Annotated in this window: 16 protein-coding genes; 8 read left to right on the top strand and 8 right to left on the bottom strand. The window is 72.8% G+C overall.

Annotation, left to right across the window (positions count from 1 at the left end; translation table 11 throughout):
- Positions 1-16: 16 nt before the first annotated feature.
- The 3 genes from ABTY56_RS18430 to ABTY56_RS18420 all read right to left on the bottom strand — a co-directional run bounded on the left by ABTY56_RS18430 (position 17) and on the right by ABTY56_RS18420 (position 3,303).
- A complete protein-coding gene (locus ABTY56_RS18430) occupies positions 17-226 on the bottom strand; it encodes a hypothetical protein (RefSeq protein ID WP_350629891.1) in 210 nt (69 codons plus the stop codon).
- A 199-nt stretch (positions 227-425) separates the two neighbouring features.
- Positions 426-2,939: an HAD-IC family P-type ATPase gene (locus ABTY56_RS18425; protein ID WP_350629889.1), complete on the bottom strand. Its 2,514-nt coding sequence runs from the start codon at positions 2,937-2,939 to the stop codon at positions 426-428.
- A gap of 52 nt (positions 2,940-2,991) precedes the next feature.
- Positions 2,992-3,303, bottom strand: coding sequence for a DUF2530 domain-containing protein (locus tag ABTY56_RS18420; protein WP_350629887.1), 312 nt, complete (start codon positions 3,301-3,303; stop codon positions 2,992-2,994).
- A 186-nt stretch (positions 3,304-3,489) separates the two neighbouring features.
- On the opposite strand from ABTY56_RS18420, the gene ABTY56_RS18415 reads away from it, so the two are divergent.
- The 3 genes from ABTY56_RS18415 to ABTY56_RS18405 all read left to right on the top strand — a co-directional run bounded on the left by ABTY56_RS18415 (position 3,490) and on the right by ABTY56_RS18405 (position 8,015).
- Complete coding sequence (locus ABTY56_RS18415) at positions 3,490-4,950, top strand: NCS2 family permease (RefSeq protein ID WP_350629885.1); 1,461 nt, start codon at positions 3,490-3,492, stop codon at positions 4,948-4,950.
- Between the two features lie 189 nt (positions 4,951-5,139).
- On the top strand, positions 5,140-6,063 hold the full coding sequence (locus ABTY56_RS18410; protein WP_350629883.1) for a DUF4231 domain-containing protein: 924 nt from the start codon (positions 5,140-5,142) through the stop codon (positions 6,061-6,063).
- Between the two features lie 239 nt (positions 6,064-6,302).
- Complete coding sequence (locus ABTY56_RS18405; RefSeq protein ID WP_350629881.1) at positions 6,303-8,015, top strand: hydrogenase maturation protein; 1,713 nt, start codon at positions 6,303-6,305, stop codon at positions 8,013-8,015.
- An 81-nt stretch (positions 8,016-8,096) separates the two neighbouring features.
- Here the strand turns inward: ABTY56_RS18405 and ABTY56_RS18400 are convergent, their stop codons facing one another.
- Both ABTY56_RS18400 and ABTY56_RS18395 read right to left on the bottom strand, forming a co-directional pair.
- Entirely contained in the window at positions 8,097-8,927 is an 831-nt protein-coding gene (locus ABTY56_RS18400; RefSeq protein ID WP_350629879.1) for an MHYT domain-containing protein, read from the bottom strand.
- A gap of 306 nt (positions 8,928-9,233) precedes the next feature.
- Positions 9,234-9,683, bottom strand: a complete 450-nt coding sequence (locus tag ABTY56_RS18395; protein ID WP_350525111.1) for a VOC family protein — start codon at positions 9,681-9,683, stop codon at positions 9,234-9,236.
- A gap of 125 nt (positions 9,684-9,808) precedes the next feature.
- Between ABTY56_RS18395 and ABTY56_RS18390 the strand changes: the two genes are divergently transcribed.
- Positions 9,809-10,243 (top strand): MarR family winged helix-turn-helix transcriptional regulator, encoded by a 435-nt coding sequence (locus tag ABTY56_RS18390; RefSeq protein WP_030235202.1) that lies wholly within the window; start codon positions 9,809-9,811, stop codon positions 10,241-10,243.
- 164 nt (positions 10,244-10,407) lie between these two features.
- Entirely contained in the window at positions 10,408-12,036 is a 1,629-nt protein-coding gene (locus tag ABTY56_RS18385) for an MFS transporter (RefSeq protein WP_350629877.1), read from the top strand.
- 112 nt (positions 12,037-12,148) lie between these two features.
- Here ABTY56_RS18385 and ABTY56_RS18380 read toward each other — a convergent pair whose 3' ends face one another.
- The gene (locus ABTY56_RS18380) at positions 12,149-12,685 is read right to left on the bottom strand and encodes a GNAT family N-acetyltransferase (protein WP_350629875.1); all 537 of its coding nucleotides are present in this window, start codon (positions 12,683-12,685) and stop codon (positions 12,149-12,151) included.
- 176 nt (positions 12,686-12,861) lie between these two features.
- On the opposite strand from ABTY56_RS18380, the gene thpR reads away from it, so the two are divergent.
- On the top strand, positions 12,862-13,452 hold the full coding sequence (gene thpR, locus ABTY56_RS18375) for an RNA 2',3'-cyclic phosphodiesterase (protein WP_350629873.1): 591 nt from the start codon (positions 12,862-12,864) through the stop codon (positions 13,450-13,452).
- Between the two features lie 214 nt (positions 13,453-13,666).
- Here the strand turns inward: thpR and serC are convergent, their stop codons facing one another.
- Both serC and ABTY56_RS18365 read right to left on the bottom strand, forming a co-directional pair.
- Complete coding sequence (gene serC / locus ABTY56_RS18370; RefSeq protein WP_350629871.1) at positions 13,667-14,785, bottom strand: phosphoserine transaminase; 1,119 nt, start codon at positions 14,783-14,785, stop codon at positions 13,667-13,669.
- Between the two features lie 150 nt (positions 14,786-14,935).
- Positions 14,936-16,036 carry a citrate synthase 2 gene (locus tag ABTY56_RS18365; protein ID WP_350525107.1) on the bottom strand — a complete coding sequence of 367 codons (1,101 nt, stop codon included), beginning with the start codon at positions 16,034-16,036 and terminating at the stop codon, positions 14,936-14,938.
- A gap of 418 nt (positions 16,037-16,454) precedes the next feature.
- Between ABTY56_RS18365 and pdxH the strand changes: the two genes are divergently transcribed.
- Both pdxH and fxsA read left to right on the top strand, forming a co-directional pair.
- The gene (pdxH, locus tag ABTY56_RS18360; RefSeq protein WP_350630021.1) at positions 16,455-17,087 is read left to right on the top strand and encodes a pyridoxamine 5'-phosphate oxidase; all 633 of its coding nucleotides are present in this window, start codon (positions 16,455-16,457) and stop codon (positions 17,085-17,087) included.
- 187 nt (positions 17,088-17,274) lie between these two features.
- Positions 17,275-17,466: an FxSxx-COOH cyclophane-containing RiPP peptide gene (gene fxsA / locus ABTY56_RS18355; protein WP_350525106.1), complete on the top strand. Its 192-nt coding sequence runs from the start codon at positions 17,275-17,277 to the stop codon at positions 17,464-17,466.
- Positions 17,467-17,574 lie beyond the last annotated feature (108 nt).

Below are 17,574 nucleotides of genomic sequence, written 5' to 3'. Positions count from 1 at the left end.
CGCGCGCCGGCCGGGTTCAGCGGGTGCGCGCCCGCAGGCGGCCGTACACGGTGACGGTGACGGTCAGCCAGACCGCGCCCAGGGTCACCAGCGCGGCCTCCCGCAGCGCGGGCGTCGGCCTGATCGCCAGGCCGACGCCCGCCATCGCCAGCGCGGTCGCTCCGGCCGCCAGCAGTCCGCCCAGGAAGGCGATGAACGCCTCCACATCCCCACCCCTGCGTGCCATTTGGCACCCCCTCTCGCGTCCATCATCGGCCCCGGGCCCGGGACTGTCACGAATGCCGCGGTGCGTGTCACCGTCGCCCGGCGCCACGCACCCGGGGCCGCTCACCCGGCGCCACGCACCCGGGGCCGCTCACCCGGCGCCACGCACCCGGGGCCGCTCACCCGGCGCCACGCACCCGGGGCCGCTCGCCCGCTGGTGCTCACTCCAGGCCGTGGCGCTTCATGTAGCGCCAGGTGATCTCCAGGGCGATGCCGCAGATCAGCGCGATGGCGACGCCCACCAGGGGGTCGCGGGTGCCGACCAGGGAGAGCTGGAAGAACTCGGACAGCGGCGGGACCACCAGGACCAGCGCGAACGCGCCGCCCATGGTGCCGATCAGCAGCAGCCGCCACCAGGAGTACGGGCGGGCGACGATGGCGAGGACCCACATGGCGATCAGGAAGAGCGTCAGGGTGGCCACGCTGGTGTCGGCCTCGAGGTCGGTGGAGTGGTTGGCGCGGGCGAGCGCGTAGGCGACAAAGGTGCCCGTGCCGGCGATCACGCCGCCGGGGACGGCGAGCCGCAGCACGCGTTTCACGAAACCGGTGCGGGCCCGTTCGTTGTTGGGGGCGAGGGCGAGGAAGAAGGCCGGGATGCCGATGGTCAGCGAGGACAGCACGGTGGAGTGCCGGGGCAGGAACGGGTACGGCGAGTGGGTGAAGATCACCAGCAGCGCCAGCAGCACCGAGTAGACCGTCTTCACCAGGAACAGCGAGGCGACCCGCTCGATGTTGCCGATCACCCGGCGGCCCTCGGCGACCACCGACGGCAGGGTCGCGAAGGAGTCGTTCAGCAGCACGATCTGGGCGACGGCCTTGGTCGCGTCGGAGCCGGTGCCCATCGCCACGCCGATGTCGGCGTCCTTGAGCGCCAGCACGTCGTTGACGCCGTCGCCGGTCATCGCCACGGTGTGGCCGCGGGACTGCAGCGCCCCGACCAGCAGGCGCTTCTGCTGCGGGGTGACCCGGCCGAAGACGCTCGTCCGGTCGGCGGTCTCGGCGAGCTCCTCGGGGTCGGCGGGCAGGGTGCGGGCGTCCATCGGCTGGTCGGCGCCGGGCAGGCCCAGGTGGCCGGCCACCGCGCCGACCGAGACCGCCGCGTCGCCCGAGATGACCTTGGCCCGGACCCGCTGTCCCTCGAAGTACCGCAGGGTCTCGGCGGCGTCGCCGCGCAGCCGCTGCTGCAGCACCACCAGCGCGAGCGGGGTGAGCCCGGCCGCCGGATCGGGGGCGTCCAGCGGTGCGGGCGTCCGGCCCAGCAGCAGCACCCGCAGGCCCTGCGCGCCCAGTTCGTCCACCTCGGTCAGGGCCGGGTGCCCGGCGGGCAGCAGCACGTCGGGCGCGCCGAGCAGCCAGCTGGCCTCGCCGCCCTGCGGCTCCAGCAACTGCACGCCGCTCCACTTGCGAGCCGAGGAGAACGGCATCGCCTCGATCACCCGCCAGCCGTCGCCGGCGCGCCGGCCGCCCACGGGGGATCCATCGTCGGCGCCGGGGGAGCCGCCGTCCTCGCCGGGGGAGCCGCCCTCGCCGCGCCCGTACGCGTCGATCACCGCCTGCATGGAGGGGTTGGGGCGGGCGTCGGCGCCGGCCATCACGGCGAGCGCGTGCTTGACGGTGTCCGGGTCGACGGCGCCGGGCTCCCCGTTCGAGAGCACCCGCAGGTCGATCACGTCCATGCCGCCCTCGGTCAGGGTGCCGGTCTTGTCCAGGCAGACGGTGTCGACCCGGGCCAGGCCCTCGATCGCCGGGAGCTCCTGGACCAGGCACTGCTTGCGGCCGAGCCGGATCACGCCGATCGCGAAGGCCACCGACGTCAGCAGCACCAGCCCCTCGGGGACCATCGGCACGATGCCGGCCACCATCCGCCGCACGGCCTCGCGCCAGTCCCGGCCCTCGACGGCCAGCTGGCTGATGATCAGGCCGATCGCGGTGGGGATCAGCAGGTAGGTGATGAACCGCAGGATGCTGTCGATGCCGCTGCGCAGCTCGGACTTCACCAGCGTGAACTTGCTGGCCTCCTCGGCGAGCTGCGCCGCGTAGGCCTCGCGGCCGACCTTGGTGGCGGTGAAGGCGCCCGCGCCGGCCACCACGAAGCTGCCGGACATCACCTGGTCGCCGGGCTGCTTGAGGACGGGATCGGGCTCGCCGGTGAGCAGCGACTCGTCGACCTCCAGGCCGTCCGCCTCGGTGACCTCGCCGTCCACGATCACCTTGTCGCCGATGCCGAGCAGCACGGTGTCGTCGAGGACGATCTCGGAGACGCCGATCTGCCGGGCGGCGCCGTCCCGGCGGACCTGCGGGCGGGCCTCGCCGATCAGTGCGAGGCTGTCCAGGGTCTTCTTGGCGCGCAGCTCCTGGATGATGCCGATCGCCGTGTTGGCGACGATGACCAGGCCGAACAGGCCGTCCTGGATCGGGCCGACGATCAGGATGATCCCGAACATCACGCCGATGATCGCGTTGAAGCGGGTGAAGACGTTGGCCCGGACGATCTCCCCGGTGGAGCGGCTGGACCGCGCCGGAACGTCGTTGACCTGCCCCTTCGCGACCCGCTCGGCGACCTCGGCGCCGGTCAGACCGCCGCGCCGGCCGGGCAGCAGCCCGAGGGGGTGGGCGCCGTCCTGGCGCTCTCCGCCGGTCGGCTGCTCGTCCGCTGGCTGGGCAGGCTGCGTCATGGCACCGACTCTACGGGTGCCTTATGTCCGATGCGTGCTACTAAAGGACTATTCAGTCCGACCGGGTGGCCGGGTCCTGACCGTTGCCGTCCGCCGCCCGTTCGGCCGTGCCGTCCGCCTCGGCGGCGCGGCTGCGGGCGATCGCGTCCCGCCGGGCGCGGCAGTACCAGAGGCCGATCAGGCCGAGCAGTCCGCCGGACAGGCAGATCCAGGGCCAGGTGCCGTGGCCGTGCGCGGAGAGCGTGCTCTGGAAGGGGAGCAGGGCGAGGAAGGCGACGAACCACAGCACCGTGCCGCCGCCGACGATGGCGACGTCGTTGGCCTCCAGCGGAGGGGGCGAGGGGTGCAGCGGCGTCTTGGGCATGGGGCCAAGCGTACGGTGCGGCGGGGGTCCGCCGCCGTCGTGGAGACTCCCTGCGGGCCGGTTCGCGCTCTACGCGCGAAGATAGCGCGTGTGCGACCTGGAAACCATACTTAAAGGTCTGAACCCGGCCACCGTCGCCCCGGGTGTCAACCCCCACTCCTCAGCTCCCCCACAGAGGACGCACGCATGCCTGTGGTCCAGTCGACCACCGAGTCGCCCGAACCCGCCGACGCCGCGCCCCAGCCCCCCAAGGGCGCGGTCGACCGCTACTTCCGGATCAGCGAGCGCGGCTCCACCCTGCCGCGCGAGATCCGCGGCGGCGTCGCCACCTTCTTCACCATGGCGTACATCCTGGTGCTGAACCCGATCATCCTGGCCAGCGCCACGGACGTGACCGGGGCCCACCTGGACAGTGCCCAGCTGGTCACCGCCACCGCCCTCACCGCCGGTCTCACCACCCTGCTGATGGGCGTGATCGGCAACGTCCCGATCGGCCTGGCGGCCGGCCTCGGCGTCAACACCATCGTGGCGCTCCAGCTGGCCCCGAAGATGACCTGGCCGGACGCCATGGGCATGGTCGTGCTGGCCGGCTTCGCGATCATGCTGCTGGTCGCCACCGGGCTGCGCGAGCGGGTCATGAACGCCGTCCCGCTCGGCCTGCGCAAGGCCATCGCGATCGGCATCGGCCTGTTCATCAGCCTGGTCGGCCTGGTCGACTCCGGCTTCGTCAGCCGCATCCCGGACGCCGCGCACACCACCGTCCCGCTGCAGCTCGGCGGCAACGGGCACCTGCTCGGCTTCCCGGTGCTGGTCTTCGTCTTCGGCCTGCTGCTCACCCTGATCCTGGTGATCCGCAAGGTGCCCGGCGCGATCCTGATCAGCATCGCGGCCTCCACCGTGCTCGCCGTGGTGCTCGACAAGGTGGCCGACGTCCCGGCGATGAAGTGGGGCCTCACCGTCCCGACCTGGCCGGGCAACCCGGTCGCCGCACCGGACTTCGGACTGGTCGGCAAGGTGAGCCTGTTCGGCGGCTTCGAGAAGGTCGGCGTGCTGACCGGCGTGCTGTTCGTCTTCACCGTGCTGATGTCGTGCTTCTTCGACGCGATGGGCACCATCCTCGGCGTGGCCGACGAGGCCCACCTGCTCGACGAGAAGGGCGACCTGCCCGGCATCAACAGGATCCTCATGGTCGACGGCATCGCCACCGCGGCCGGCGGCGCCACCTCCGCCTCCGCCAACACCTGCTTCGTCGAGTCCACCGCCGGCGTCGGCGAGGGTGCCCGCACCGGCTTCGCCTCGATCGTCACCGGCCTGCTCTTCGTGGTGGCGCTCTTCCTCACCCCGCTCGCCACCATGGTCCCCGCCCAGGCCGCCACCCCGGCCCTGGTCACCGTCGGCTTCCTGATCCTGGCCAACTCGATCAAGGAGATCGACTGGGCCGACTACACGATCGCGATCCCGGCCTTCCTGACCATGATCATGATGCCGTTCACCTACAGCATCACCAACGGCATCGGCTTCGGCTTCATCACCTTCTGCATCCTGCGCCTGGCCGTCGGCCGCGGGCGCAGCGTGCCGGCCCCGATGTACGTGGTGGCGGCGGTGTTCGCCTTCTACTACCTGATGCCGGCCTTCGGCCTGCTCTGACGAGGCCCGGCCCGCGCGGCCCCGCACCCACCCGGGTGCGGGGCCGTCCCCGTTCCGCGGGCGGGTCGGTGCGCGCAACCCGGGGGTCGGGTATCGGCCGACCGCCGGGAGGTGTCAAAAAGGCGCCTGTGTAGCCCAGTTGGCGGTGGGAATACTGGCTGGACGGAGAAGGGGGAGGGGACTCGACCGATGGTGCAACAGGATCCGCCCGGGGGTGTCGAGGCGCAGCTGCTGCCGGAGCTGTTCCGGACGGCGGACAAGGCCTCGCTGGACGGCCAGCGCGAGACGCTGCGCTGGTACCGCGGCCTGATCGCCATGCTGGTGATCGCCGCGATGATCGGGTCGTTCCCCGGCCCGGACCACGAGGGCGACTTCGACGTCTGGCCGCTGTTCTCGGTGGCCGCCTTCCTGGTGGCCGGCTACTTCTGGTCCCGGCTGCGCCGCAGCAACCCGCAGGGGCGGTGGTACGAGGCCAGGGCGGCGGCCGAATCGGTCAAGACGCTGGCCTGGAAGTACACCGTCCGGGCCCGCCCGTTCGACGGCGAGGCGGAGTCCGCGGACGTCGACCGCGGGTACCTGCTGCAGGTCGAGGACGTGCTGCGGGCCTTCGAGGACCCGGAGATCGTGTCGCCCGACACCGTCGCCGAGATCACCCCGGAGATGCGGCGGCTGCGCGCCGAGAGCCTGACCGCCCGGCGCACCCTCTACCTGCGCACCCGGGTCGAGGGGCAGCGCACCTGGTACCGCTCCCGGGCCGAGGCCTGCGACTCGCAGGCGGTCTCCTGGGGGCTCGGCATCGCGGCGCTGATCATCCTCGGTGCGGCCGCCGCCATCGCCCAGTCCACCGGCGCGCTGCAGGTGCACATCTTCGGCGCCAGCTCGGCCGCGGCCGCGGCGATCATCGCCTGGACGCAGCTCAAGCAGCTCCGCCCGCTGGCCGCCGCCTACCAGCTGGCCGCGCGCAAGCTGGAGAACGTCGGCAACCAGCTCTCGGACCTGGACGTCAGGGCGCCGGACGCCGAGGCGCGCTGGGCCCGGCTGGCCGCCGAGGCGGAGGACGCGGTCTCCCACGAGCACACCACCTGGCGGGCCCGCCGGGCGTTCCCGCAGTAGGCCGTTCCCGAAGTGGGCCTGGCCGGCCGGGTGGGCCGGGAGCTGCCCGGCCGGAGCGGTGTGCGCCAGTCCAACTCGGAGAAGGGACTGGGGAGATACCGCGAAGCGCGGGCCACGCCGGGGCCACAGGTGTGCGGGGTGCGTGAGGGTAGAGCGCCGAGGTACGGACCGTAATCGTTACGTGTCCATGCCCTGGTTTCATCGCCTCCGCGCGACCCCTGTACCGCCGGAGGCCCCCCTTGCGCATTCTCCTGATCGCCAGTGCGTTCAACAGCCTGACCCAGCGCGTCCACACCGAGCTGCGCCAGCGCGGCCACCAGGTCGCCGTCCAACTCGCGCTCGGCGACGAGCAGATGCGGGCGGGGGTGGCCCGGACCGATCCGGAGCTGATCGTCTGCCCGATGCTCACCAAGGCCGTCCCGCAGGACATCTGGTCCACCCGCACCGTCCTGATCGTGCACCCGGGGCCCGCTGGCGACCGCGGCCCCTCCTCGCTGGACTGGGCGATCACCGAGGGCGCGGAGCGCTGGGCCGTCACCGTGCTGCAGGCCGTCGAGGAGATGGACGCCGGTGACATCTGGGCGTCCGTCGACTTCCCCGTCCCCGACTGCGGCAAGAGCGAGCTGTACCGGGGCGAGGCCGCGGACGCCGCCGTGGAGGCCGTCCTGCTGGCCGTCCAGCGGTACGAGGGCGGGCTGTACACCCCCGAACCGCTGGACTACGGCCGGCCCGACGTGCGCGGCGAGCTGCGGCCCCTCCTGCGGCAGGAGGTGCGCCGGATCGACTGGGAGCAGGACGACACCGCCACCGTGCTGCGCAAGCTGCGCGCCGCCGACTCCCAGCCCGGCGTCCTGGACGAGCTGTACGGGCGCGAGTTCTTCCTGCACGGCGGCCACCCCGAGGACGAGCTGCGCGGTCCGGCGCCGGGCGCCGTGCTGGCCACCCGGGACGGCGCGATCTGCCGGGCCACCGTGGACGGCGCGGTGTGGATCCCGCAGCTGCGCCCGCGCCGCACCCCCGGCGGGCCCGTCACCTTCAAGCTGCCGGCCGCTACGGTGCTCGCCGACGAGCTGTACCGGGTCCGCGAGGTGCCGGTGAGCCCCGCGGCGGCCGCCCGTCGCGACACCTGGTCCGAGCTGCGCTACCGCGAGGAGGGTGAGGTCGGCTACCTCGAATTCGCCCACCCGGGCGGGGCGATGAGCACCGAGCAGTGCCGCCGGCTGCTGGCCGCCTACCGGGAGGCGGTCGACCGGCCCACCTCGGTCCTGGTGCTCGGCGCACCCCGGGACTTCTACTCCAACGGGATCCAGCTCAACGTCATCCAGGGCGCGACCTTCCCGGCACTGGAGTCCTGGGAGAACATCAACGCGATGGACGACGTCGTCGAGGCCGTCCTGACCACCACCGACAAGGTCACCGTCGCGGCCCTCGCCGGGAACGCGGCGGCCGGCGGACTGATGACGGCGCTCGCCGCCGACGAGGTGTGGTGCCGCGACTCGGCGGTGCTCAACCCGCACTACCGCCTGATGGGCCTGTACGGCTCCGAGTACTGGACGTACACCCTGCCGAACCGGGTCGGCGCCGAGCAGGCCGAGCGGCTCACCACCGAGGCGCTGCCCATCGGGGCCGAACACGCCCGCCGGATCGGCCTGGTGGACCGTACGGCCGGCGGGGACGCGGCGGCGTTCCGCCGCTGGGTGGCCCGGGAGGCGGCCCGGATCGCCGCCTCGCCGGAGCTCACCGGGCGGCTGGTGGACAAGAAGCGCCGGCGCGCCGCCGACGAGGAGGCCAAGCCGCTCGCCGAGTACCGGGCGGAGGAGCTGCGGCGGATGCACGCCAACTTCTACCGGGCGGGCGAGCCGTACCACCGGCTGCGGCAGGACTTCGTGCACAAGGTCTGCCCGGCGGGGACCCCGGAGCACCTGACCGGGCTGCTGGGGCGGCCGGCGTAGCCGGCCCGGCGCCGTACCCGTACGACGACGCCCGGCCGGGGTGGGGCCCGGCCGGGCGTCCGCTCGTGCGCCCGCCGGCGCTCAGCGCCGGACGCCGGCTCCGGCCGGGCGCTGCTGCGGAACGCGGGGGGCCCGCGGTGCCCGGGGCGGCAGCGGGGCGGCCGGGCCGGCCAGCAGGGGCTGAGAGGTGGGCCGGCTCGGGGAGACGGCGAAGGCCAGCGAGCCGAAGAACACGTAGCAGCCGAGCCCGACCCCGAGCGGGAAGATGAACTGCAGCGCCATCACGCCGTTCTGGGTGGAGTGCGAGAAGTCCACCCGGACCGACAGCGCCGCCATGCCCGTGTAGTGCATCGCGCAGACCGCCACGCCCATCACCGGCGCCGCCGCCAGCACGGCGAGCGTGCCCCGGATGTTCAGCGCGGCCCAGAGCGCGGCCGTCGCGGCGACCACGGCGATGGCGATCGAGAGTGCCACCGTCTGCTTGTCGTAGCCGAGTTGGCCGGGCAGGACCATCGCGGCCATGCCCAGGTAGTGCATCGCGGCGACCCCGAGGCCGGTGGTCAGCCCACCGACCAGCAGCGCCAGCGCGGGCTGCCGCCGCCAGTACCCGACGGTGAAGAGCCCGACGCCGACCACGACGACGGCGACCAGCAGGCTGAGCACGGTCAGTCCGGGCTGGTAGCTGATCTCGACGCCGGTCACCGAGAAGCCGAGCATCGCGATGAAGTGCATGGACCAGATCCCGGCACCGAGCGAGGTCGACGCGAAGAGCAGCCAGACGGCCCGGGTGCGACCCTTCGAGACGAGCGCCCAGCGGGCGCTGCGCAGGGCCACGAAGGCCCCGAGGCAGGCGACGAAGTACGAGACGGCCGGTGTCACCCAGCCGTGGTCGGCATGGTGGATCTCACCCAATTGAGCTCCCTGGACGAGGGGTTGAGGGCGCCAGGGTCGGGGCGGACGCGGCCGGCCGGGACGGCCGGGAAGGGCGCGCGGAAACCGGTACGGGAACGGCACGGGAACGGGGAAACGGGGTCCGCCGAGGGGAGACCTGGCGTGTGGTGCCCCTGACAACGGGGGACAGTAGCCACTGCCGGGCGCTCGCACAATGTTCGTGCTTTTCGTGAAATCCCAGGTCAGGATGGACCTTTACGGCGCCTGCATGATCTTGGCACCAACCCCTGACACCGCCTGCGCACGCTCCCCGGACCTCTTCGTGCCTTACTCCAACGGCGCTAGCCCGAACGGGTGGCCGGCCGGGTCGATCAGCACCTTGAGCGTGCGCCCGTGCTGGTACGCGGGCTGGGTCGCCCCGAGTGCGAGCGCCTTCGCCGTGGACTCCTCCAGGTCGTCCACGTAGAAGTCCAGGTGGAAGTGCTTGCTCCCGTCCGGCTCCGTCCACGGTTCCGGCCGGTACCCCTGCACCCGCCCGAAGCCCAGCGGGCTGCCGCCCTCCGGGTTGTCCAGGATCGCGAAGTGCTCGTCCACGTGCCGCGTCTCCCACCCCAGCAGCTCGCCGTAGAACGACGCCAGCGCGACCGGGTCGGCGCAGTCGATGGTGACCATGGCGAGCCGGGCGAACCCGGTGTCGCCCGGTGCGCCCTGCTCGGCCGATGCGGACGGCGTGGCCTGCGAGGACGGCGCGGACTGCTCGGAGACGAGGTCGGACATGACTGGTCGGCCCTTCTGGGAGTCGAGACCTGAGGCCCATGACCAATATGGCACCGGGCCGATGCTCCGGCGCGGCGGCGGGACCCCGATTTTCTTTAGCGAGGGTAATGAGGTAGTCTAAGGAGATGCCCGAGATGTCCGAGCAGGACCTCGCAGCGATCAGTCAGCTGCGGTCGTCCACGATGCGCCTCTCCCGACGACTCAAACACCAGCGGGTGGAAGAGTCGCTGAGTCCCACCGAGATGGGAGTGCTGGGCACCCTCGCCCGGTGCGGGAAGGCGACGCCGGGTGAGCTCGCCCGGAAGGAGCACGTGCAGCCTCCTTCGATGACCAGGATCGTCGCGATGCTGGAGGAGAAGGGGCTGGTGCGGCGGGAGCCGCACCCCGAGGACCGCCGACAGGTGGTCGTCAGCAGCACCGAGCAGGCCGAGACGATCCTCGCGGAGAGTCGTCGGCGCCGAAACGTCTGGCTCGCCGAGCTCGCCCAGGGGCTCGACGAGGAGGAGTGGGCCGTCCTCCGGGAGGCCGCGCCCGTGCTCTACAAGCTCGCCCACCTGTAGCCCGCACCTGCAGCTCGTACGCCAGTAACTCGTACGCCTGTGACTCGTACGCCTGCAGCTCGTACACCTCAAGGCACACCGAACCCGGCCGGCCGCCGGGAGAAGAAGGAGCCCGCATCACCGCAGGACCGACCACCGACACCAGCAGCGCGACGGCCACCGCCATGGCCGTCGCGCCACGAGGGGAGAACACCGTGACACCGCCGGTCGCAGCCAGCGCCGCCGCCATCCGTACCGACGACCCGACCACCGACCCCGCCACGGCAGGTGCCGCGGCCGCCGACGCCCAGGCACCCGCCCCCACGGGGCTGCCCGGCAGCGGCGACGACGACCCCGACGAACGCACCGCGGCGGACCCCGCCGCTCAGGGCCGAACCCGATCGTTCCGCCCGTCGCCCGCAACCACCGTTCCGGCGACGATTCCCCGGCCTCCGGCCGGGGGGACCCCCGGCAATCGGCCCCTCCCGTCTCCCACGGGCGCCCGTTTCACCAGGCCCGGGGGGATGTTCTCCTCCCTGCGCGTCCGCAACTACCGCTACTACTTCGCCGGCCAGGTGGTGTCCAACACCGGTACCTGGATGCAGCGGATTGCCCAGGACTGGCTGGTGCTGAGCCTCACCGGCAGCCCGCTCGCGGTCGGCATCACCACCGCCATGCAGTTCCTGCCGATGCTGCTGCTCGGCCTCTTCGGCGGCGTGCTCGCCGACCGGATGCCCAAGCGCCGGCTGCTGATCTACACCCAGGGCGCGATGGGCCTGCTGGCCGCGGGCCTGGCCGTGCTGACCGTCGGCGGTGCGGTGACGCCGTACTACGTGTACGCCTTCGCGCTGCTGCTCGGCCTCGTCACCGTGGTGGACAACCCGACCCGGCAGGCCTTCGTGTCCGAGATGGTCGGGCCCAAGGACCTCGCCAACGCCGTCAGCCTGAACGCCGCCAACTTCCAGACCGCCCGCCTGGTCGGCCCCGCCGTCGCGGGCCTGCTGATCGCCGCGGTCGGCAGCGGCTGGGCCTTCGCCGTCAACGCGCTGTCCTTCGCCGCCGTGATCGGCGGGCTGCTCGCGATGCGCGAGAGCGAACTGCGCCCGACCGAGCCGATCGCCCGCGAGAAGGGGCAGCTGCGCGAGGGCCTGCGGTACGTGAAGGAACGGCCCGAGCTGCTCTGGCCGATGGTGCTGGCCGGGTTCATCGGGACCTTCGGCTTCAACTTCCCGACGCTGCTCTCCGGCTTCGCGTACGACACGTTCAAGGTGGGCGCGGGCCAGTACGGCCTGCTGAACACCGCGATGGCGGTCGGCTCGCTGGCCGGCGCGCTGCTCGCCGCCCGCAGGGGCGCGCCGAGACTGCGGCGGCTGGTCGGGGCGGCCCTGGCCTTCGGCGCCCTGGAGGTGGTCGCGGCCTTCGCGCCCGACTACTGGACCTTCGCGCTGCTGCTGATGCTGATCGGGGTGTTCGGGCTGAGTTTCAACACCTCGGTCAACTCCATGCTGCAGCTGGCCACCGACCCCGAGATGCGCGGCCGGGTGATGGGCCTGCTGGTGCTGGTCTTCACCGGCGGCACGCCGATCGGCGCCCCGATCGTCGGCTGGGTGACCGCCTCGTACGGGCCCCGGCTCGGCCTGCTGGCCTGCGGGCTGGTGTCCGCGCTGGCGGCCGCAGCGGTCGGCCTGGTGCTGGCCCGCAGCGCGGACCTGCGGGTGCGCTTCGACCTGCACCCGGGTCGCGGCGGCCGGGTGGTGGCCGTGGTGCCGCGGGCCGGTGCGGCGCGCACGTCGGAGCTGGCCACGGCCTGCTGACACCTGGTGCGGCGCGGCGTCCGGCATCTCGTCCGGTGCGTCGCCCGGCACGCCGTCGAACCCCCGAGGGCTCGCCCCCGGGGGTTCGTGGCGTCAGGCCGTATTCGTGGTGTCAGAGCCGGATGGCGAGGACCTGGCCGGGCCAGACGCCGTTCGGCTGCTCGACCTCGAAGCTCTCGGTCTCGGTGAAGCCGAGCGCCCGGTACTGGGCGACGAGCCTGCGGTCGGCGCCGCCGTAGCAGTCCACCCGCAGCAGGCCGATGCCGCGCCGGCGGGCCTCCTCGACGGCGTCGGCGATCAGCGCGGCGCCGATGCCCGAGCCCTTGCGGGTGCGGTCGGTGACCAGGTTGCGGACGAACAGCTCGCGCTCGTCCACGGCGGGGATGTACCTGCCGCGCTCCTCGGAGAGCACGCACGAGCCGACCGTACGGCCCTCGCCGTCGACGGCGAGGCGGATCAGGAACGGCTCGCGGCCGTACTGCTCGATGTGCTCGACCCGGGCGGGCGTGGTGCTGAACGGCTGGTCGCCCCACTGGCCGGTGCGGCCCCGGGCGGCCAGCCAGGCCACGGCGCCGTCGAGCAGGGCGAGGATGTCGGGGACGTCCTCCGGGCCTCCGGTGCGGATCTTCATGCCACTGGAATCGATCATGAACCTGTTCTAGCCCAAAGCCGCGGGCGCCGGAAGCCCGTGCCGGAAGCCCGCACGGGGGAGCCGTGCCGGAAGCCTGCACGGGGGAGCCGTGCCGGGGCCCGCAGGAGGGCCGGGGCCCCGCGGCGCCGGAGCGCGCCCACGCGCCTCCCCGCCCGGAACGGGAGAATGGCGGCATGAGGCTTTTCGTGGCGGTCCTCCCGCCGGTCGTGGCACTGCAGGGGCTCTCCGACGCCGTCGCGCCGGTGCGCGGGCTGCCCGGCGCGGACCGGCTGCGCTGGACCACGGTCGAGGGCTGGCACCTGACCCTGGCCTTCCTCGGCGAGGTGCCCGCCGAGCAGTTGCCGGAGCTGTCGGCGGGCCTGGCCGGTGTCGCCGAGCTCCACCCGGTGCACCGGCTGCGGATCGCGGGTGCCGGGCGGTTCGGGGACCGCGTGCTCTGGGCCGGTATCGAGGGGCAGACCTGGGCGCTGCGCCGGCTGGCCGACGCCGTCACCGAGGCCACCGCCGAGGTGATCGGGGAGTCGGCCGACACCTTCGCCTTCCACCCGCACCTCACGCTCGCCCGGGCGGGCTCCTCGCGCGGCCACCGGCGGGCCGTCCAGCGGGTCGCGGCGGCGGAGCTGGACGGTCTGGCGGCGGCGTTGGCGGACTACCGCGGGCCGGAGTGGGAGGCCGCCGAGCTGCACCTGATGAGGAGCGACCTGGACGGCGGTTCCGCGCACTACGAGTCGCTGGGCGCCTGGGCGCTCGCGGACTGGAGCTGAGTGCCCGGGTGGCCTCGCCGTCCGGCCGGGCACGAGGCGGAGGTACGCTCGTTGACCGTGGATCCCAAGACTCGTATGCGCATCGTCTCCGGCACCCTGGTGCTGCTGCTGATCGTCGTGCTGATCAGCTCACTGGCCGGCAGGTAGGCCGGAAACGGCCGTGAGGGCCACCGCCCGGGTGGGCGGTGGCCCTCACGCATGCCTCAGCGGGTGCTCAGAGCTGCTCGACCACGTAGTCGATGCACTGGGTGAGCGCCTCGACGTCCGCCGGGTCGATCGCCGGGAACATCGCGATGCGCAGCTGGTTGCGGCCCAGCTTGCGGTACGGCTCGGTGTCCACGATGCCGTTGGCACGCAGTGCCTTGGCGACCGCGGCGGCGTCCACCGACTCGTCGAAGTCGATGGTGCCGACCACCTGGGAGCGCTCGGCCGGGTTCGCCACGAACGGGGTGGCGAAGGAGGACTTCTCGGCCCAGGCGTACAGCCGGGACGAGGAGTCGGCGGTGCGGGCGACGGCCCAGTCCAGCCCGCCGTTGCCGTTCAGCCACTCCAGCTGGTCGGCCAGCAGGAAGAGCGTGGAGATCGACGGGGTGTTGTACGTCTGGTCCTTCGACGAGTTGTCGATGGCCGTCGGCAGCGAGAAGAACGGCGGGATGTAGCGGCCGGAGGCGGCGATCTCGGCGGCGCGCTCCAGGGCGGCCGGGGAGAAGGTGGCCAGCCACAGGCCGCCCTCGGAGGCGAAGGACTTCTGCGGGGCGAAGTAGTAGACGTCGGTCTCGGTGATGTCCACCGGCAGGCCGCCGGCGCCCGAGGTGGCGTCCACCAGGACCAGCGAGCCCTCGTCGGCGCCGACCGGGCGCTTGATCGGCATCGCGACGCCGGTCGAGGTCTCGTTGTGGGTGAGTCCGTAGACGTCCACGCCGGCCTCGGCGACCGGCAGCGGGTGGGTGCCCGGGGCGGTCTTGATCACGCTCGGCTCGGCGAGCCACGGCGCGGCCTTGACCGAGGAGCCGAACTTCGAGGAGAACTCGCCGAAGTCCAGGTGCTGGGACTTCTCCCGCACCAGGCCGAAGGCGGCGATGTCCCAGAAGGCCGTGGAGCCGCCGTTGCCGAGGACGACCTGGTAGTCCTCGGGCAGCGAGAAGAGGCTGCTCACGCCCTCGCGCACGCGCTTGACCAGGTTCTTGACCGGGGCCTGGCGGTGGGAGGTGCCGAGCAGGGAGGTCTGGGTGGCGGCGAGGGCACTGAGTGCCTCGGGGCGCACCTTGGACGGTCCGCAGCCGAAACGGCCGTCTGCGGGCTTGATGTCAGCGGGGATCTGGATCTGAGCCACGCGCGCAGCCTACCGGCGGCGGGCTCCGCGAGGGTACGGTCGTCCGCCCGCTGAGACTGTGATCTTCGCTGCCCGAGACGCCGACAGCGGGCCCGGCTCGGAGCCGGACCCGCTGGTCAGAGGCGGTGTGCGGACGGTCGTCCGGGGTGGTCAGCGGGCGATGGCGTCCCAGCCCTCGATCTCCTCGGGGCGGCGCGGGCCGGGGCCGACGTAGCGCGCGGAGGGGCGCACGAGCCGACCCGTGCGCTTCTGCTCCAGGATGTGCGCCGACCAGCCGGCGGTGCGGGCGCAGGTGAACATCGAGGTGAACATGTGCGCCGGGACCTCGGCGAAGTCCAGCATGATGGCGGCCCAGAACTCGACGTTGGTGGCCAGCACGCGGTCGGGGCGGCGGTTGTGCAGCTCCTCCAGCGCGGCCTTCTCCAGCGCCTCGGCGACCTCGAAGCGCGGCGCGCCGAGCTCCTTGGCGGTGCGGCGCAGCACGCGGGCGCGCGGGTCCTCGGCGCGGTAGACGCGGTGGCCGAAGCCCATCAGGCGCTCGCCCTTGTCCAGGGCGTTCTTGACCCACGCGGTGGCGTCGCCGGTGCGCTCGATCTCCTCGATCATGCCGAGCACGCGGGAGGGCGCGCCGCCGTGCAGCGGGCCGGACATCGCGCCGACCGCGCCGGAGAGGGCGGCCGCGACGTCGGCGCCGGTGGAGGCGATGACCCGGGCGGTGAAGGTGGAGGCGTTCATGCCGTGCTCGGCGGCCGAGGTCCAGTAGGCGTCGACGGCCTTGACGTGCTTCGGGTCCGGCTCGCCGCGCCAGCGGATCATGAACCGCTCGACGACCGTCTCGGCCTTGTCGATCTCGCTCTGCGGGACCATCGGCAGGCCCTGGCCGCGGGCGGACTGGGCGACGTAGGACAGCGCCATCACGGCGGCGCGGGCGAGGTCGTCGCGGGCCTGCTCGGCGGAGATGTCCAGCAGCGGCTTGAGGCCCCAGACCGGGGCGAGCATGGCGAGCGCGGACTGCACGTCGACCCGGATGTCGCCGGAGTGGACCGGGATCGGGAAGGGCTCGGCGGCCGGCAGGCCCGGGTTGAACTTGCCGTCCACCAGCAGGCCCCACACGTGGCCGAAGGAGACGTTGCCGACCAGGTCGTCGATGTCGACACCGCGGTACCGCAGGGCGCCGCCTTCACGGTCGGGCTCGGCGATCTCGCTCTCGAACGCGACGACTCCCTCAAGCCCGGGTACGAAATCGGACATGCGACGGCTCCTTCAGTTCTGCGATCGGCGCTCCGCCGTGGTGGGGCGGCTCACCAGTGACCGAATCGTGGTTGGCACTCGGTGCCAGAGTGACAGGCACGGGGTGCATTGCGCCATACACCACCGTGGTGATGTTTGCCGTGGGCCCGCTTGACTTTTCCGCCGAGGGTCGGTCGTGCCCGGGAGAACGACCGGAACCGAACGCCTGGTTCCGGACAAATCCCCGTACGACGGGCGGCCGAGCGGTGGCGAGTCACCTTATCTCCCACCGGGGTTTGTCCGGAGGTAGCGGTGCCGGTTGCTTGTCGTACGGGATGATGTCGGCGTGCAGACCCCGGAACGCGCCCAGTCGACGCCCCCGAGCCCCGCCACCCGGACCCCGGCCGACGAGGCCCGCCCCGGCCCGGACCTCACCGTGATGCGCAAGCACTACGTCCACGAAGGTCTGGTCGAGGAGCAGCTCGCGCCCGAGCCGGTCGGGCAGTTCACCCGCTGGTTCCACGAGGCGGACGACGCCGGGGTGACGGAGCCCAACGCGATGGTGCTCTCCACCGCCGACGCCCAGGGGCGGCCCAGCTCGCGCACCGTCCTGCTCAAGGGCTACGACGTGCGCGGCTTCGTGTTCTTCACCAACTACGGCTCCCGCAAGGGCTCCGAACTCGCCGCGAACCCGCACGCCGCGCTGCTCTTCCCGTGGATCGCGCTGGCCCGCCAGGTGATCGTCCAGGGCCGGGTGGAGAAGGTCGGCCGGGACGAGACCGCCGCCTACTTCCGCACCCGCCCGCACGGCTCCCAGCTGGGCGCCTGGGCCAGCGAGCAGTCCAGCCCGGTCGGCGGGCGCGAGGTCCTCGAACAGCGCTACGCCGAACTGGAACGCCGCTACCCCGAGGGCGAGGGCGTGCCCGTCCCGCCGTTCTGGGGCGGGTACCGGGTCGTCCCGGAGAGCGTCGAGTTCTGGCAGGGGCGCGAGAACCGCCTGCACGACCGCCTCCGCTACCTCGCCGACCCGGCGAGCCCGACGGGCTGGCGGGTGGAGCGGCTCTGCCCGTGAGGACGGCGAGCTCACCAGGACCCCGGGGCTCCGCACGACCCCTGGGCCGCCCGGGTCGACCCGGGCGCGGCGGCGGCGTGGAGCTGACCCTCCGTCACACCTCGGGTGTAGGATGCCCGACGCGGACCTGGGTCGATGTACATCCGGCCAGCAACGCGCTGTGCCGGCACGATCGAGTGAGGGACTGATGGGCGTCACCGGTGCGGAAACCGCCGCTGGACTCGGCTCTGACCTGGTCGACGTCGCCGCCCTGCCGCTCGACGAACTCGACGCCCTGCCCGACACCGTCCTGGGTGACCTGCTGCGCCGGGTGGTCGCGGATGCCCTGACGCCCGGTGCGGAGCCGCTCGCCGCCTTCCAGTCGTCGCTCGACCGGTAGCCGGTAGCCGGTAGCCGGTAGCCGGTAGCCGGTGGCGCGTGTTCGGGCCGGTGGTGCGGCTCCGGCGCCCGCGATTCCTCCGGCGCGCCCGTGCTCCCGCCGGTGCGC

The organism is Kitasatospora sp. NPDC097691, assembly GCF_040302665.1.
Taxonomy (GTDB): domain Bacteria; phylum Actinomycetota; class Actinomycetes; order Streptomycetales; family Streptomycetaceae; genus Kitasatospora.
Note: the sequence above shows the minus strand (reverse complement) of the source record. Positions and strands in the feature narration are given on the sequence as shown.

Excerpts from the sequence above, each read along its gene's own strand:
- ABTY56_RS18430 (WP_350629891.1), bottom strand. The coding sequence starts at position 226 with ATGGCACGCAGGGGTGGGGATGTGGAGGCGTTCATCGCCTTCCTGGGC.
- ABTY56_RS18425 (WP_350629889.1), bottom strand. The coding sequence starts at position 2,939 with ATGACGCAGCCTGCCCAGCCAGCGGACGAGCAGCCGACCGGCGGAGAG.
- ABTY56_RS18420 (WP_350629887.1), bottom strand. The coding sequence starts at position 3,303 with ATGCCCAAGACGCCGCTGCACCCCTCGCCCCCTCCGCTGGAGGCCAAC.
- ABTY56_RS18415 (WP_350629885.1), top strand. The coding sequence starts at position 3,490 with ATGCCTGTGGTCCAGTCGACCACCGAGTCGCCCGAACCCGCCGACGCC.
- ABTY56_RS18410 (WP_350629883.1), top strand. The coding sequence starts at position 5,140 with ATGGTGCAACAGGATCCGCCCGGGGGTGTCGAGGCGCAGCTGCTGCCG.
- ABTY56_RS18395 (WP_350525111.1), bottom strand. The coding sequence starts at position 9,683 with ATGTCCGACCTCGTCTCCGAGCAGTCCGCGCCGTCCTCGCAGGCCACG.
- ABTY56_RS18390 (WP_030235202.1), top strand. The coding sequence starts at position 9,809 with ATGCCCGAGATGTCCGAGCAGGACCTCGCAGCGATCAGTCAGCTGCGG.
- ABTY56_RS18385 (WP_350629877.1), top strand. The coding sequence starts at position 10,408 with ATGGCCGTCGCGCCACGAGGGGAGAACACCGTGACACCGCCGGTCGCA.
- ABTY56_RS18380 (WP_350629875.1), bottom strand. The coding sequence starts at position 12,685 with ATGATCGATTCCAGTGGCATGAAGATCCGCACCGGAGGCCCGGAGGAC.
- thpR (WP_350629873.1), top strand. The coding sequence starts at position 12,862 with ATGAGGCTTTTCGTGGCGGTCCTCCCGCCGGTCGTGGCACTGCAGGGG.
- ABTY56_RS18365 (WP_350525107.1), bottom strand. The coding sequence starts at position 16,036 with ATGTCCGATTTCGTACCCGGGCTTGAGGGAGTCGTCGCGTTCGAGAGC.
- pdxH (WP_350630021.1), top strand. The coding sequence starts at position 16,455 with ATGCGCAAGCACTACGTCCACGAAGGTCTGGTCGAGGAGCAGCTCGCG.
- fxsA (WP_350525106.1), top strand. The coding sequence starts at position 17,275 with ATGGGCGTCACCGGTGCGGAAACCGCCGCTGGACTCGGCTCTGACCTG.